Below are 14,510 nucleotides of genomic sequence, written 5' to 3'. Positions count from 1 at the left end.
CATCTTTCTTCCTTCTGCTTCTATTCGTTTTTATTTATCTGTGACATCGAAACTCGTAATAGTCTGTGCCGCCTGTCGTGTAAACTCCATCATAACTGATGTAGAATACCGGATCTGTTTCCAAAAGTAACATACTTGCAATATATTCTGCGATTGCATCCTCAGATGATAACCGCTGTCCATCAATTGTACTTGCTTTGTTGAGGTCTGTCTCTACAAACACACTATAATAAGAGCCTTCCATACCATCGTAAGGATAATACTCATTGTACTCTTCCTGCGTGATACTGCCGTCATTCAAATGATTCTGTAAATTCTGCTGTGTGGTAATCATCCCTTCCTATTCTGTCAAGCCTAAATCTATTGATTTTACTGGCTTTGACGATATTTATTTACCTCAAAACAAGAGCCGGGAGTGATGGATATCGTAGTATCTTGTACCGAATAGCTGATTAATGGGTACACTTCTTAAAGCATCCCTGTTGTGTTTGCTTTATAAAAGCTATTTTCCCTCTGATCAACTATGATGATGAACCTTCCGTGTCTAAGGGGATCATATCCCAACTTCCTTCGTTCCACCTACCATACACTGAGTGCCAGCCAAGCTCCTAGGCGGGGTCATGCCCCATGGAAAATACCGTTGCCGGCTACAGCTCTTGTTTTTCTGTTTGATTGTTACTGACCTGCGTTCAACTGTCATGATACTGATTTACTCAGTGGACGCTACACCACTACAGCCTTCCGTTGGTCTTTGTGCTGATGTAGTGCATTTCACACTCCCATCTGATTTACGGGTTTCTTTTCCAGAACCCTGTCCAGTCTCCGATGCCTTCCATCAGCCACTCGACAGAGTTCTGGAGTTACTTCTTTTATTTTATTTGCTATGCTGCCATTGGTGCCTGTGAAGCCGTTGGTCGTTTAATATCTTTCAACAGTTTCTGCGGGTCATAAGTTGTCCCTGTCTTTAGGATCGTGTAACTCACCCTCAGTATCTTGCAGGCTATCACAACCAGTGACTGCATCTTTTTCAGCGGATTGTTGGTTCGTGTTGTATAGTACTCATGTAGCTGCTTAAATTCATCTGCATGCGACACCGCCGATTTTGCCGCTTGGAACAGCCAATACCGGAGTCTCTTGCGTCCTCTGTGGCTGATTTTCGTCTGTCCTTTATGCTTGCCTGAACTGCATGCCACCAGCCCCATCCCGCTTAGCTTCTGGATTTCCTTCACATCATCAAATCTGCTGATATCTCCCATTTCTGCCAGTATTCCAGCCAGTATGTTTTCACCTACACCTCTGATTTCAAGTATGTTTTCTGCGTAAGGTATTTCCCTGCATTTTTCATGTAAAGTACTTTCAATCACAGCAAGCTGTTCATCCAGCTTCAGGATCTGTTCTGCATACCATTTCACTGCCTCACGCCCTGCATCTGTTCCATCCGTTAATCCCACACTTTTCTCTGCATAGCTCACGATTTCATTGGCTCTGCTGTAACCGCGTCCTCTCAGTTTTTCATTGTGCCAGATATTTTTTATGCCTTCTGCTCCCAGTGCTGTGATATCCGATGGGATAGCTGATACTTTCAGTACTTCCAAAGTAAATGCCCCATCTATTTTTCCAAATGCGTCCATGTATTCTGGAAAATAGATTTTTAATTCCCTGTGAAGGCGGTTGATATTTCTTATCCTGTCTTCGGTAAGCTGATCCCTGAACATGGAGAGTCTTCTCATGTCCGCGTAAACTTTTTCTGGAAGATAAGGCATTCCGTAGTTTCCATCTTTTACAAGGTTCGCAATCAGTTTCGGATCTTTTCTGTCATCCTTGAGCTGGCTATTGTCTTCTATTTCTTTACTCTGCTTTACAGCATATGGATTTACCTGGACAACGCTGATTCCGTTAGAAACCATCCATGCAGCCAATGCAAACCAGTAGTGGCCTGTCGGTTCAAGACCCAGCGCTATCTGTTTCTTATCGTTTTTTGCCGCAAGTGCCAGCATCCATGCCTTGGCATTCGCAAAGCCTTCTGAAGTATTGCTAAACTCGAATGCCCTGCTGCTTAGCTCTCTTCCTCTGACATCGATTGCCCTAATATAATGAGTCTCACTGCCTATATCGCATCCTGCTATAAGCATGTCATCCGTAATGAAGGAGAGTTTATCGTTCTTAGCAAACTTACCATTTGTTTCCAAGTCTCGCCAGGTATAGGATCTCAGTTCTTTTTTAATCACCTCTATTTTTATGCCCAATTCTTCTTTTGACAGAAGCTTTATTGCCTGATTTTCTACATTTACTTGCTTTTTTGTTCTTGTTGCTTTAACATTCATCTTGAATACCTCTTGTGTTTTTAGATTTTACCAACTGGCAGGTCAGTAATAATCTAAATTTACTTGAGGTATTCTTTTGGGTCAATTCCTTTTACTCTTTAAAGTATACAGGAAGCTCCTGCCTGACACTTTGCTGTTGCAAGTGACACAACATTCTGTGGACTGTACGCCACGGATGCAGGCTGTGGATTGCTCACATTGTCTTTCGGACTGTCTGTAGTCTGACCACCATTACCTGCATTACTCTGATTTCCACCAGCTTCCTCATTATCATTTACAGGAGCTTTCTGTTCCGGCTCGTCATTCTGCTTTGGCTTTTCTTCCTGCTTTGAATCAGTTTCATTATCAGCGGACCGGTTATCTTCTTTATCAATCTTCTCTTCTGAATCTTTAACCTCGGCAATATCTTTCTCTGTCTCTTCACTTCCAACTTCGGTTGTGACCTCTGTGACAGCTTTCGTTGCCATTTCTACTTCTTCAGTTGGCTTTACGCTTTCCGTCTGTTTCTCTGTCTGATTATCAGCCTTTTCCTTACCTCCATTACAGGCAGCCATTGAAAAGACCAGTACTGCGGATAATAAGATAATACTTATCTTCTTCATAGTCATCACCCATCCCTTCTCCGCAAGAGGGACGGGCTTTGTGTTCCGTGCCATCCACCCTTGCGGTGAACTATTTATCTGTAATGCACGGGACACATAGGACTGTCCCGTATTCTGTGCATCTTAAACTCCTTTCATTATACCAGCTCTCTTATTTTAAAGAAATACTGCATAAGTCGTCTGTTTTTCTTATAATTCAAGAATAAACCCTTTGCCTGCATATATGCTCACCTCCTCTCAGAATGTGCCCATTCTTACGAATGAAAGAAATACCCTTGCCACCATAGCGAATAGAAAAAGAATTATTCTGGCAAGTCCTAAGACCAGCTTCAAAGCTCCAAGAATTATCCTTAATATCCACTTGAGTATCTCTAAAATTACTGTTCCTACGGCTCCCATAACTCTTCTCATAATAATCAGTCTCCTTTCGACATCCATCCCATTGCAAGTCCTGCAACATCTGCATCGTCCATAACATCTTCTGTAGGTTCTTGTGCTTCACTATTGGCTGCCTGCATTATTACCGGCTGACCAACATTCATCCCGGATATCACTCCGCCTAACAGCTTTATTACCTCTTTTCTAGCCTCATTGGTTGCTGCTTCAATGACCTCTTCCTTAATGTCATCAATATCTTCTGACCGGATATATTCAGCCCTCTCTTTTTCCTTCTTCTTGATAACAAAGGTTTCTTTTCCATAATTATCAATGTAAAACTGAATCGCATCTATGATGAACTGGTTCTTAGATTTGAAAATCTTCGGATCAAGGTTCTGAATCACATCATTGATTTTCACATGCTGAGGATTGCTCATGTTAAGGCGGACAGAAGTTTTTACTTCATATTCAAGTCTTCTTCCCATCATCTGCCTCCTTATGATAATCGCTTAGTGCTTTTAAGTCCCATTGTGGCAAGCTGCTCATATCCTCTTGCATTTGCCTTTACATCAAGGTTATAGGAAATGTTCTTGGCATCGTGACTACCAAAATTTTTCATCACAACTGCCCCGCCACCGACAAATACAATCGGTGTAGTCTTTAAGTTATACCCAAACTCACGGATTGAGTTATACACCTTATCAACAAAATCCTCTATCTCTGCCTTGATAATGGCAAAGTATTCATCATCAATATCTGACCTGCCATATCGCATGATGTTCTGTATCTCTGACTCGTCTACCTCTCCGTTAAGTTGTCTTACACATTGTTCATTGATAGAACGCATACAGGTAATAAGACCTTTTGGTATCGTCACACACTTTGATTCATCCGGTGACTTGTTGATTACCGGCATAATGTCGATTGTCCAGCTACCGATATCTACTATCAGCGTTTTCTTTGCCATTGTAGGAATCTTATCCACTACTGCTGCATAACACTGAGGGAATACTGCCACATCATCAATTTCAATATGATATGACTCATTCTCATATTTGAAGTTTACACGCTTATTCTTTGTCAGGTACTTGATAAAGTCATTCTTCTCAGCTCCAAATCTTGTAAGTGGAAGTCCTACAGCAAGAAATACCTTTGCCTCTGCAAGACCTCTTCTTTTAAGTTCCTTAGCAACTGCTGCAAGAGTGAGAAGATAAAAGCTGTCATCTTCGACCTTTGTATCCTTTACTTCCTGCCTTACAGTTCCGACCTTGTAAAACTTTCCTTCATACTCAAGTACATCACCGAAAAGTGCCGGAGATGTTGTAATCTCCTTAACTCCTGTGACAAATACCTGAAAGATTGTTTTCATCATTGACCAGCCATGATCAATGCCGATTACTTCTAATTTGTTATTCATGTTCCTTTCACTCCTTTTCTGTATTGTCTGCATTATTGTTTTGCAAAATTTCATATAATTACCCACACCCTTTCAAGTGCTCAGTTTTGTCAGATGCAGGAATATCATCTGACCTGCCATAAAAATGCTTTCTCATTAATTCCTCATACAGTTCATCACTCTCTGCCTTAACTTTCATAAGACAGTAGAGAACCACTGTACTAATAATGATTACGAACCAAATTAACACCTTGCCCATTCGACCACTCCTCTCAAATAAAAAGAGGACCAAACCAGCTGATGGAGTATTCCATCTCAAGTGCTAATTTAGTCCTCACTAAATGTTTTTGATATAAAATTGTACCTAATCTAAGCACACAGATTCACTCTCAGACTGATTGCGGACATCTGTGATACTGACTTGGATTTTCGGTTTAATATTGCAGCGCTGCCCTATCTTTACCGCTAAAATGGTATAAAAACAAGGACTAAATTAGGCATAACCCCTTGATTTTACTGGGTTTCATCTAACTTGGTCCTATTATAACTCAAACACCCTGTTCCCATTTTGCGTAAGACTGTCTGGAAATCCCTATGACCTCTGCGACCTGTTCCTGTGTCATGCCTTTTACGTTCCGCAGTATAACCAGATTTTCTGCTAACACCATAGACCATCTCTTTTCTGATGAGTCTATTATAGCTCCGTTTTATCTCTTTTTACACCATACAAACTTATCATTTTATTCAGATTCATGTTAACTTTGGTTGCGTTACTTTATATCTTGGTATCCAAAATCTTCTTTACCGTTTAGAATCCATCAGATAAAGATGTATGCCAAGCACCGCATTAAATCCTGTGGCAGCAAAGACACTGAACCGTTCTACGACTCCAAAATATGCTTTTGGAACCATGTTCATCCCCAATGCTCCTACCAACATCATTCCTAATGCAATCCCTGCACAGATACCATAGGATCTGCAGCTCTTATCTTTGATCCCCGCAATGATAATTATGACTAATGACACGATAGACAAAACTACTACCAACACTGTAGAGACGATGTGCATACATCATACAGGCTGCTCAACTGATTCCACAGAGAAAGTGATGGTGCATTTGCCGCACTCAGATTACTGACCGCCTGCGCCATCCAGTCATACCCCGGATATGCCATAGGAGAAAAAACAACTGCTGCCGTATAAGACAAAAATGCCACAATCCCTAACAATCCACAATAATTTAATAAACTTTTTTTCATGCTTCCTTTCTCCTCTGTTAAACCCGCTGCTCTGTATCTTCGCGGTTTCTTTCCACTGCGTTTTCTTCACAAAACCATTTCAGGTACTCGTCCATCAGATCTTTTTTCCGGTCAGCTGCTTCATATTTTCCGGTCTGTTTGTCCAGTCCATAATCCATCAGTCCATGGGGTGTTAAGACTTTTGCTGCCGTCCATGGCAGCAAAACACTATATATGAACAGCCAGACTAAGATTTACTAATTTTCTCCCAAAGTCACAAAAGCAATCCCAGTTTTGTGCAATTTGCCAGCCACTAAGTTGTGAGCTGTCTTTTGAACCGTCTTTTGACACTCTAAACTTTTAAGGGAATATTTTAAAAATTCTTTTAGAAGATGTTCATGGCATCTGTACGTTCCCTGATCACCGCCAGATAACGTCTGGAATTTTCCGTATGGTTTTCCTGCTCTAAGAGGTCAAGGTAACCACAGATTGCGGTCAGCGGTGTACGCAGATCATGTGAGATATTCGTAATGGCAGTTTTTAACTCAGCATCTCCATTTTGCAGGCGCAAACGTTCCTTTCGCAGCCCACGAAGCTGAGCATTGATGCGGGCAGCCAGCATGCGGACTGCCCGGTCACCGGATGAGATTGAAAGTAATGTATTTGTGTCCAGTTCCAGCTTTTCCTCTAATTCCTCGGCACTCATTTCCCGGATCATATGTCCACTGTCAATAAAACCATAGTAAGTCGCAAGACGCGCCAGTTTATCTAAAATATGACTGGAGATCAAAACCGTGATCCCATGCTCCCTGTTCAATTTTAAGATCAATTCGCGCATTTCGATAATACCCTGCGGGTCCAGTCCATTGACCGGCTCATCCAATACCAGAAAATCCGGATTACCTGCTAATGCCACTGCAATCCCAAGTCTCTGCCGCATCCCCAGAGAAAAATTCTTTACTTTCTTATTGCCGGTATTTTCCAATCCGACAAGACATAGTAAGTCCGAAATTCCTTCGTCTGACGGCACTCCTAACACACGATACTGCTGCCTGATATTATCTGCTGCAGTCATGTCCATATAAATGGACGGTGTTTGCCTGATACCTCTCTCAATTTACTTCGCAAATGGCTGATATGTGTCTTTAAGGAATTCTCCGTACAATCCGGGGTATCCATGCTGATGCAGTCTAATAAAACGGATTTCGCTATTACCTGTTCGGGATTTTGCATCAGAAGTTTTAAAATGGCATATTCTGTTCTTGTTAAATTAATCTGTTTTCCGGCAACGCAAACAGAATGTGATGCCGTGTCTATCGTCAGTTCCTCATAGGTGTAAACGGGAGATAACCGGGGCGAGGATTTTTCTCTTAAACGGACTGCAATCCTCGCAAGCAGCTCCTTGGTATCAAATGGCTTGGTCAGATAATCGACTGCACCGCCGAGCAACAACTCCACTTTATCTTCTACCGCTGTTTTGGCACTGACAACGATTACGGGAATTCCCTGTATCTGGGGTAAAATATCCTCGCCGGACATTCCGGGTAACATTAAATCTAACAATATCAGACTCGGTTTCTTTTCTTTTAAAAGCAACAGTGCTTCCGTTCCGGAATAGGCACGCTGCACCGTATAGCCCTCCCGCTCTAACACTTCCTGTTCGAGATTACCGATTGCAACATCATCGTCAATGATCAGAATGGTTTCCATGTTACTCTCCTTCTTGGTTTGTCTGTTAATTACTCTGTATTATAGTAACCGTTTGGTCACTTGTCAAATGTTTTTTGAATATATATAAAAGCACCAAATGATCTATCTTACATCATTTGGTGCCCGGTTCATAGGTTTTGTCCCTGATATTGTACCGTTATAACGTAAACGATTTTATTGACTTCATCAATACGAAAAATAACAATATAATTATCGATCAACAACTGCCTATAACCATCTTTCGCATATCTGCCCTCCGTACGTTCCTGATGAGAATATGGAAAAATTGCTAACTTCAAAATAGCTTTTTTAATTCTTTCTAACTGCTTTTTTCCATTCTCGATATCAGACTTTTCATTTGCAATATATTCGTAAATACTGTTTAATTCGCGTATCGCCCTTGGGTTCATCTTTACCTGGTATTTATCCAAAATGCTTTTTCTCCAGTTCTTCAAATACTATATTGGCATCTGTTGCTTCTGCCCCATTCAAGACTTCCTGTTCAGATTCATAAATAGCCTGGTCAATGCGGTTAATTCGTGCGAATTTGTCATATAATTCACTGCTCATTACTACCAGATCACTATACCCGTTTTTCGTAATAAAGATAGGTTCCTGCTGCTTATGTGCAATGTTAGAAATTTCAGTTGTATTGCGCAATTCCTTAATAGGCATGATAAGAGGCATATTGGCTCACTCCTTTCTATGGCATAATTATAGCATAATTATGTATTTCACACAATGAGCAACTTCGAACTTCTCCAACTTACAATTTAACATCAATCGGTTTATAACCAACCTGTTCTGTTGCACTCTGTTCATTCGGCTTTGCAGATGATTCCACCATATCAGAACTCTCCGTTTTTTGCTTTTCTTTTTCTGCACGATCTGTATTGCCTACTTTATTTGCATTCTCTATTTTATCTACATTATCTGTTCTATCTGCATTTCCTGTTTTATTTGTATTGTTTGTTTTATCTGCACTCTCTGTTTTTTCCGTATTCTCTGCGCTATCTACCTTTGCGGCTTCTTCTACCTCCTGGTTTGCACGGGCAACCATTGACATCTGCTGTGCAGTTGCTGACTGCACTTTTCCCTGTATATCTGCCAGTTCCTGCTCTTTCTTTTCTGTATTCCCTTTGCCGGCATCCTGCCTGATCTCAGATTCTAATACTTCTGCTCTTCCTTTCAATCCGGCAGCTACACTTCCCTGCACATTTGCCTGCTTCATGGAAGTATCTGCTGAAATGATCGCCTGCATGCTTGCCTGTGACAATCCCGTGCCTTTTTTTGCGGATGTATGTTTCGTACCGGCGATCATATCATCCATGGAGGAAGATTTTTGACTTTGCTGCTCTCTTCTTTGCTCCATCTGATGCTGTCTTAACTGTTGATTGAGATTCGTAATCTCCTGCTGTATCTCCTGACGCTTTTTCATCTTATCTTCTAAGGAAAGTTCCTCATTTGAAGATAAGTCCTGTAACTTTTGCTGTGCGTCTGCAATCTGTCTCTGGATATTTTTCGTATAAGAGTCTGACTGCATTCCTCCGTTCCTTAAAGTGGTGCCTGCCTGTGCGGCACCTGTTCTGTCTGTAACATTGATTCTCATAATTGGTCTCCTTTCCAAAATATCTGTCACTTCCGTGTATGAAATGAATGTGTCATTTTACATCCATTACAGAGTAAATCTGCTCTCTTACAGATATTGTCGGAATACTTTTTTGCCCAATGAACCACATTGTTGTGAAGCAGCCGTTTTCTGTTGTGAACACACAAAAAAATACTTAAAAAATGTCTTTATGCCAACATCAGCATGACCACCAGTCGAAAGCGGTCGTTTTCATACCGGATATCGATTCCACCATAATATTTCTCTGCTGCCTGTCTAATATTAGACAGGCCGTATCCATGTCCTTTTGTCTGTTTTTGGGTGACCGGTAACCCCGTATCAGAATTCATCTCCACTACTCCCTCAAAACTGTTTACCACTTCTATCATATAGGCGTTACTTTTTCGATAAGAACATATCCTGACATGGGACTGTTCGTGATTTTCCTTATACGCTCCTGCTGCCTCTACTGCGTTTTCCAATGCATTATTTAAAATGACACTCACATCCAGCGCATCCAGTTTTTCATTCTCCGGATAAAAGAAACTGCTCTCAAAAATAATCCCTTTTTTGTGTGCTTTTTCCTGATATTCCACAAGGATCACATCTGTTACCGGATTTCCGCTTTTTACCTGTTTTGTTGCATCATATAGTGCATTTTTTAAACTGTCGGTATATTCTTTCGCCTGCCGGATCTCATTTTTTTCATACAACTGCTCTAACGTCATAACATGGTTTGCCATATCGTGTTTCAGGCTTCGGATATCGTGATACAGATTTTCCACCTGCTCGATATGTCGTCTGGTATCCTCGATCTGTGTCTCAAGCAATTCGCTTTGCAATTTTTCTTCCTGTCCTGCCTTAATACTCTGAAATAAAATGATCACAACAACGATCAGGATCAAAAAGATCGTATAATGTGCAATAGCAAGTATGCTATACATATTTTCTGCCCTGTTTCCCGCATGACTTTCGTAATAAGTCTGGTAATACTGCATAATGGCATACCCGGTCATCCCCGTTACAGACGGAGTGCTCAGCATGAACAGTTCTTTTACTGTCATCTCTTCATCCTTGTAAACATAGGCATTTACCATGAAATAACAGCTTAGTCCAACAATCACGGCAATGCATACCACCCCCAGCAGATTGACTGCTACAAATAGCGCGAGCTGCATATTTTCATGTCCCCGCATATATGTTGTGTATACAATGTTTTGATATAACACGTCACAAAGTGTCTGTGCCAGATAAACTGACAGCCAGCGTATCGCATAAAATGTGACGGTAATAAAGATTTTCTGTTTATAATTTCTTCGATCTATCATGCACATAACAACAAACGCAAGCCAAATGCCAATGCTGTATGCTGCGAAATTACTGATCTGTGCCGGCATGAAATATAAAGTAAGCATGGTAACCGGATAGATGACTCCAATTCCCCATGCATATTTTTTCTGCTTTAAAAACGGTTTTGTAAAACGATACAGAAAATATCCCATCAAAAACATTTCAAGCACGATTTCTGTCACTGCTGCAATTTTCCAATAGAACTCCATCCTCATATTCTCCTTTGGTTATATTGCATATATTGTTTTACAAAATTCGGATAATTCCGTTTTGCCATCAATACCTGCCCCTGTTCTAAATAGATATTAGAGGCATCATATTTTCTGACATATTTAAAATTCACAAGGTATGCTCTATGAGGACGATAAAAATCATCTCCTAATTTTTCTTCTAACTCTTTCAGTTTTCCATAATACTCAACGGTCTGATGGATGGTATGTATGACTACTTTCCTGTTAAAAACTTCCGCATACACAATATCTTCAGGAATCATCTGGATATGTTTCCCATTCGACGATATGATGATCGTTTCTTTCTCGTTCTTTTGTTCCTTTCGTTGTGCCACTGCTTTTTGTAACACTTCAAAAAATTTTTCTTCTGAAAACGGTTTTACAAGATAATGAAATGCTCCTACATCAAATGCCTGAAACACATACTCTTCTAATGCTGTCACAAAAATGATCATGGTATCTGCACCGTTTTTTCGCAACTGCCTTGCCGTGTCCATTCCGTCTTTGCCATCCATCTGAATATCCAGAAACAGTATGTCTATCTTTTCTTGGGAATCCAGCAACTCTTCACCCGATAAATAGCAGCATATCTCTGCATTCTTATATATTGTTTTAATTTTTTCCGCCATCCATTCTGTGATCGCAGCCTCATCATCACATATTGCAATCTTCATTTTGCCACTCCTTTTCCCCACAATTATATCGTAAAATTCTCCTTTTACGACAGGCATATGTTGTGAATGGATTGCTTTATGTTGTGAATTCTAAAATAAGATTCTCTTCTCACTAATTTGCCAAAAGAAGCACCGCCAGCAATCCGACAAACAGGACACTTACAACGACCGCTATCACAAAAAACAACTTATCCGTTTTCGCCCTGTCTTTTAATAGTCGATTCACGATACCATAGAGGGCAAGTCCCAAAAAACCGCCCGCTGTATTTGTGATCAGATCCGTGATGTCAGTCCGTCCAACCGCCAAAACATATTGGGCAATTTCTAAGCACAAACTTGTTCCGGCGATCACCAGTACTTTTGTGTAAAATTTTGACTTAGGAAGAAGCATTTGAAGATAGATTCCCATCGGCATGAAAATTAAGACATTGTCAAGCATCTCTTTGAAATGGTATGCTCCTCCAATGCCCTTGCCATAATGAAATGGTATGAGATTTAAGGCTCTTCCTCTGTCCAAAGCCTCCATGGAAAACTGTAATTTAAAAAGTATGATCCAGATCAAAAGCAGCAAATAAACGAAAAAAAGAAGCTGTGTGAAGTGGTTTGACTTTCTTTTCATATGTAAATTCCTCACTTTTCTGTTATCTTATTTTTGATTAAGTATAACAAATGCAGCTTCTTTATTCTTTGCTGTTTCTATAAGATTTTATTAAGATTTCTGAAATGTACTAATACTACATTTCAAAAATGGAACACAGTGTGTTCCATTTTTAACATCGTAATATATACATAAAGATTATTCTACTGTTCAGCAATTCTCACTTTCAATTGTTTCATAACATACATTTTTTCTATATTGGTCTTGTTACTAAAATGTTTAATATTCTAGCACCCTTCTCCAATAAAGTGCCAAGCATCATAGCATTCTTCTTCAAAAAACTTATAATAGCAGAAAAAAGAATACATTCCTCCACTATATTCCTTCTTCTTACTCTCTTGCATTAATAAAATTTTGCTGAAATTCTTCTTCTGTAAATGTATATACATTTTTGAAAAGATAATTTTTAAATTGATCAAGACCAAATAAAATAAATTCCTCTTTTGCTAGTCTTCTTGTAGTTTTGTATAATTGATCTCTATAATATGATTGTGATATTCCTCCATTTGAATCTTGCAATCGTGCCTTTTGTCGGTCTATCCCATCTTTAGTCTGCCTTGTTTGTCCAAACTTCCTATAGTTTTCTTTATTATAAACTAATATATATATCATATTCTTTCTAGTATAAGAAATAGAATTCACGACATTCCCTTTACAATCTACATATTGCAAATCAAATAGAATGAACAAACTATCATATATTTTTTTATTAACTTCATAATTCACTTCATTTGTAATTCTTCCATTTTTAAATTCTATAAAAAAACATTCATCTTTATCAAAATACAAGGCATCATTAGATTTAGGCGTAGGATTGGCCAGCGGAATCTTTTCACTTACATACCATTCCTTTACCTTGTCAAACCAGCACACTTGAAGCTGACTATGAACCATATATACCTTATTATCTTTATCCTCCGATGCCTTTTCCAAACTCCCTTGTACTTCATCAATCTTATGCACGTTCCACACCTCATATTCCTATTAACTATTGTATCTTAGATTTTCCAGCATCTGCATCGGATCCGACAATTTTTTATAAATAGCATCGATATTATCTGATACATCGTGTAATAAAGAAGTATTCCCCACATTTTCTGCCAAATAATAATGAGGTTTAATAGACCCGTTATATTTTGTTGAAAAAACATCAATAGCATCCAAAAAATATGGACTATGTGTTGTAATAATCATAGATAAATCAAATTCCCGCTGAAGTAATACTATCAATTTTGCATATAGTAATTGCCATTCTGGATGCAAATGCACTTCTGGTTCATCTAATATCAATACATCTTTTTCCTTTATAGCTCCAACTTCGAGCAAACGTTTTATTAATGCAAATGACTTTAATCCCGTCGACAAATTAACTATGTTTAATGGTTTTATATCTTTATTTGACTTAAAATAATACTCGCCATTCTGATTCGTTTCAATATCTCCCTCTATTACTTCTTCTAGAATTTTATATATTTCATTTAATTTATCCTTCGCTACAACAGCATCAAAAATATTATCGTAAATGTCTTCTTGCTCATTTATAAGGTATTTTATAAGATGTGCTTCTGTAATCCTAGGCGTACCTAAATAACTTGTAAGATAATCCAACACAAATGGATTATCTATATAAAATGCCTGATGTAAAATATTAATTTCAGAATCCCAATCTGTACATACATTCTCACTAAACGTAAATAAAACCTTTTTATCTTTAATAATCAATTCTACTTCCGACTCCATTTTTTCATCCTTCAACGGAGATATTTGATCTTCAAAGACTCTATTAAACCACCTAGTAATCACTTCTGTCATCACTTTTTTATCAGAAATAGTAAACAACTCTTCTAACTTTTCTGCACACTCATAGACAAATTCCTCCATATCCTGTTGATTATCAAATAAAGAATTTTTTTCTATTTGTTCCCTTATAAGCTCCTCCGATTTTTGTTTTGTCTCGCTATTCCAATAATCCATAATAGTCTCTGACAACACCCTTGTAACTGTATTAATATTTCTTCTTCGTAACGATGCATTTATTACGTTATGAGAAATCTTTCCCTGTAATGTTCTATTAATAATTGAGCTAGCTCTATTTTTTCTTTCCTGAGTAATTTTCTCATCCATATTATTCATAGAATTAAATACAGAAAATAAAGTCTTCCCAATAGTACTTTTTCCAGCATTATTCTCGCCAGCAATCACTGTCATCCCGTTAATTTCTATTGTTGCGCTCTCAATTTTTCCAACGTTTGAAATTTTTAAATGCATATTTTTCCTACCTTTTCTATATGACAATTTATATAATATTTTGTGAAATTTCTACTAATTTATTTAAAATATA

General features: G+C 38.8%; 20 protein-coding genes and 1 pseudogene. All 21 read right to left on the bottom strand.

All coding sequences use genetic code 11. From position 1 onward, the window contains the following. Positions 1–34 precede the first annotated feature (34 nt). Positions 35–334, bottom strand: a complete 300-nt coding sequence (locus WMO43_RS06510) for a hypothetical protein (RefSeq protein ID WP_349172321.1) — start codon at positions 332–334, stop codon at positions 35–37. 547 nt (positions 335–881) lie between these two features. Further along, positions 882–2,324 (bottom strand): IS110 family RNA-guided transposase, encoded by a 1,443-nt coding sequence (locus WMO43_RS06505; RefSeq protein ID WP_349172320.1) that lies wholly within the window; start codon positions 2,322–2,324, stop codon positions 882–884. A gap of 98 nt (positions 2,325–2,422) precedes the next feature. After that, on the bottom strand, positions 2,423–2,926 hold the full coding sequence (locus tag WMO43_RS06500) for a hypothetical protein (RefSeq protein ID WP_349172319.1): 504 nt from the start codon (positions 2,924–2,926) through the stop codon (positions 2,423–2,425). 237 nt (positions 2,927–3,163) lie between these two features. Further along, positions 3,164–3,337 (bottom strand): hypothetical protein, encoded by a 174-nt coding sequence (locus tag WMO43_RS06495; RefSeq protein ID WP_349172317.1) that lies wholly within the window; start codon positions 3,335–3,337, stop codon positions 3,164–3,166. Positions 3,338–3,342: 5 nt separating this feature from the next. Further along, the gene (locus tag WMO43_RS06490; protein ID WP_227733088.1) at positions 3,343–3,789 is read right to left on the bottom strand and encodes an ATP-binding protein; all 447 of its coding nucleotides are present in this window, start codon (positions 3,787–3,789) and stop codon (positions 3,343–3,345) included. 11 nt (positions 3,790–3,800) lie between these two features. Further along, a complete protein-coding gene (locus WMO43_RS06485) occupies positions 3,801–4,721 on the bottom strand; it encodes a ParM/StbA family protein (RefSeq protein ID WP_349172316.1) in 921 nt (306 codons plus the stop codon). Between the two features lie 527 nt (positions 4,722–5,248). Then, the gene (locus WMO43_RS06480) at positions 5,249–5,368 is read right to left on the bottom strand and encodes a helix-turn-helix transcriptional regulator (RefSeq protein WP_353530663.1); all 120 of its coding nucleotides are present in this window, start codon (positions 5,366–5,368) and stop codon (positions 5,249–5,251) included. A 133-nt stretch (positions 5,369–5,501) separates the two neighbouring features. After that, complete coding sequence (locus WMO43_RS06475; RefSeq protein WP_353530662.1) at positions 5,502–5,726, bottom strand: hypothetical protein; 225 nt, start codon at positions 5,724–5,726, stop codon at positions 5,502–5,504. 14 nt (positions 5,727–5,740) lie between these two features. Then, a complete protein-coding gene (locus WMO43_RS06470; RefSeq protein ID WP_353530661.1) occupies positions 5,741–5,959 on the bottom strand; it encodes a hypothetical protein in 219 nt (72 codons plus the stop codon). A 17-nt stretch (positions 5,960–5,976) separates the two neighbouring features. Next, positions 5,977–6,162, bottom strand: coding sequence for a hypothetical protein (locus WMO43_RS06465; RefSeq protein WP_353530660.1), 186 nt, complete (start codon positions 6,160–6,162; stop codon positions 5,977–5,979). 161 nt (positions 6,163–6,323) lie between these two features. After that, positions 6,324–6,560 (bottom strand): histidine kinase dimerization/phospho-acceptor domain-containing protein, encoded by a 237-nt coding sequence (locus WMO43_RS14200; protein ID WP_434784173.1) that lies wholly within the window; start codon positions 6,558–6,560, stop codon positions 6,324–6,326. A 63-nt stretch (positions 6,561–6,623) separates the two neighbouring features. Then, positions 6,624–7,037: pseudogene (locus WMO43_RS06455) on the bottom strand (ATP-binding cassette domain-containing protein); the annotation flags it as partial. Then, on the bottom strand, positions 7,010–7,648 hold the full coding sequence (locus tag WMO43_RS06450) for a response regulator transcription factor (RefSeq protein ID WP_353530659.1): 639 nt from the start codon (positions 7,646–7,648) through the stop codon (positions 7,010–7,012). The pseudogene WMO43_RS06455 and the gene WMO43_RS06450, both read right to left, overlap by 28 nt. 128 nt (positions 7,649–7,776) lie before the next feature. After that, on the bottom strand, positions 7,777–8,079 hold the full coding sequence (locus tag WMO43_RS06445; protein ID WP_353530658.1) for a type II toxin-antitoxin system RelE/ParE family toxin: 303 nt from the start codon (positions 8,077–8,079) through the stop codon (positions 7,777–7,779). Further along, positions 8,072–8,335, bottom strand: a complete 264-nt coding sequence (locus WMO43_RS06440) for a prevent-host-death protein (protein WP_177963203.1) — start codon at positions 8,333–8,335, stop codon at positions 8,072–8,074. The genes WMO43_RS06445 and WMO43_RS06440 overlap by 8 nt, the downstream gene beginning before the upstream one ends. Before the next feature lie 79 nt (positions 8,336–8,414). Beyond that, positions 8,415–9,257, bottom strand: coding sequence for a FlxA-like family protein (locus tag WMO43_RS06435; RefSeq protein ID WP_353530657.1), 843 nt, complete (start codon positions 9,255–9,257; stop codon positions 8,415–8,417). A gap of 188 nt (positions 9,258–9,445) precedes the next feature. Then, a complete protein-coding gene (locus WMO43_RS06430; RefSeq protein WP_353530656.1) occupies positions 9,446–10,816 on the bottom strand; it encodes an ATP-binding protein in 1,371 nt (456 codons plus the stop codon). Positions 10,817–10,818: 2 nt separating this feature from the next. Beyond that, positions 10,819–11,511, bottom strand: coding sequence for a LytR/AlgR family response regulator transcription factor (locus WMO43_RS06425; protein WP_353530655.1), 693 nt, complete (start codon positions 11,509–11,511; stop codon positions 10,819–10,821). 112 nt (positions 11,512–11,623) lie between these two features. Then, positions 11,624–12,130 (bottom strand): VanZ family protein, encoded by a 507-nt coding sequence (locus tag WMO43_RS06420; RefSeq protein ID WP_353530654.1) that lies wholly within the window; start codon positions 12,128–12,130, stop codon positions 11,624–11,626. 369 nt (positions 12,131–12,499) lie between these two features. Continuing rightward, positions 12,500–13,132 carry a hypothetical protein gene (locus tag WMO43_RS06415; protein ID WP_353530653.1) on the bottom strand — a complete coding sequence of 211 codons (633 nt, stop codon included), beginning with the start codon at positions 13,130–13,132 and terminating at the stop codon, positions 12,500–12,502. Between the two features lie 21 nt (positions 13,133–13,153). After that, positions 13,154–14,437 carry an AAA family ATPase gene (locus tag WMO43_RS06410; protein WP_353530652.1) on the bottom strand — a complete coding sequence of 428 codons (1,284 nt, stop codon included), beginning with the start codon at positions 14,435–14,437 and terminating at the stop codon, positions 13,154–13,156. Between the last annotated feature and the right edge of the window lie 73 nt (positions 14,438–14,510).

This window comes from Maccoyibacter intestinihominis (genome assembly GCF_040096355.1).
Classification (GTDB): Bacteria; Bacillota; Clostridia; order Lachnospirales; family Lachnospiraceae; genus Maccoyibacter; species Maccoyibacter intestinihominis.
This window is presented reverse-complemented; position numbering and strand designations above follow the sequence as displayed.

Excerpts from the sequence above, each read along its gene's own strand:
- WMO43_RS06470 (WP_353530661.1), bottom strand. The coding sequence starts at position 5,959 with ATGAAAAAAAGTTTATTAAATTATTGTGGATTGTTAGGGATTGTGGCA.
- WMO43_RS06425 (WP_353530655.1), bottom strand. The coding sequence starts at position 11,511 with ATGAAGATTGCAATATGTGATGATGAGGCTGCGATCACAGAATGGATG.
- WMO43_RS06505 (WP_349172320.1), bottom strand. The coding sequence starts at position 2,324 with ATGAATGTTAAAGCAACAAGAACAAAAAAGCAAGTAAATGTAGAAAAT.
- WMO43_RS06420 (WP_353530654.1), bottom strand. The coding sequence starts at position 12,130 with ATGAAAAGAAAGTCAAACCACTTCACACAGCTTCTTTTTTTCGTTTAT.
- WMO43_RS06485 (WP_349172316.1), bottom strand. The coding sequence starts at position 4,721 with ATGAATAACAAATTAGAAGTAATCGGCATTGATCATGGCTGGTCAATG.
- WMO43_RS06500 (WP_349172319.1), bottom strand. The coding sequence starts at position 2,926 with ATGAAGAAGATAAGTATTATCTTATTATCCGCAGTACTGGTCTTTTCA.
- WMO43_RS06490 (WP_227733088.1), bottom strand. The coding sequence starts at position 3,789 with ATGGGAAGAAGACTTGAATATGAAGTAAAAACTTCTGTCCGCCTTAAC.
- WMO43_RS06480 (WP_353530663.1), bottom strand. The coding sequence starts at position 5,368 with ATGGTGTTAGCAGAAAATCTGGTTATACTGCGGAACGTAAAAGGCATG.
- WMO43_RS06495 (WP_349172317.1), bottom strand. The coding sequence starts at position 3,337 with ATGAGAAGAGTTATGGGAGCCGTAGGAACAGTAATTTTAGAGATACTC.
- WMO43_RS14200 (WP_434784173.1), bottom strand. The coding sequence starts at position 6,560 with ATGCTGGCTGCCCGCATCAATGCTCAGCTTCGTGGGCTGCGAAAGGAA.
- WMO43_RS06430 (WP_353530656.1), bottom strand. The coding sequence starts at position 10,816 with ATGGAGTTCTATTGGAAAATTGCAGCAGTGACAGAAATCGTGCTTGAA.
- WMO43_RS06510 (WP_349172321.1), bottom strand. The coding sequence starts at position 334 with ATGATTACCACACAGCAGAATTTACAGAATCATTTGAATGACGGCAGT.
- WMO43_RS06440 (WP_177963203.1), bottom strand. The coding sequence starts at position 8,335 with ATGCCTCTTATCATGCCTATTAAGGAATTGCGCAATACAACTGAAATT.
- WMO43_RS06410 (WP_353530652.1), bottom strand. The coding sequence starts at position 14,437 with ATGCATTTAAAAATTTCAAACGTTGGAAAAATTGAGAGCGCAACAATA.
- WMO43_RS06435 (WP_353530657.1), bottom strand. The coding sequence starts at position 9,257 with ATGAGAATCAATGTTACAGACAGAACAGGTGCCGCACAGGCAGGCACC.
- WMO43_RS06450 (WP_353530659.1), bottom strand. The coding sequence starts at position 7,648 with ATGGAAACCATTCTGATCATTGACGATGATGTTGCAATCGGTAATCTC.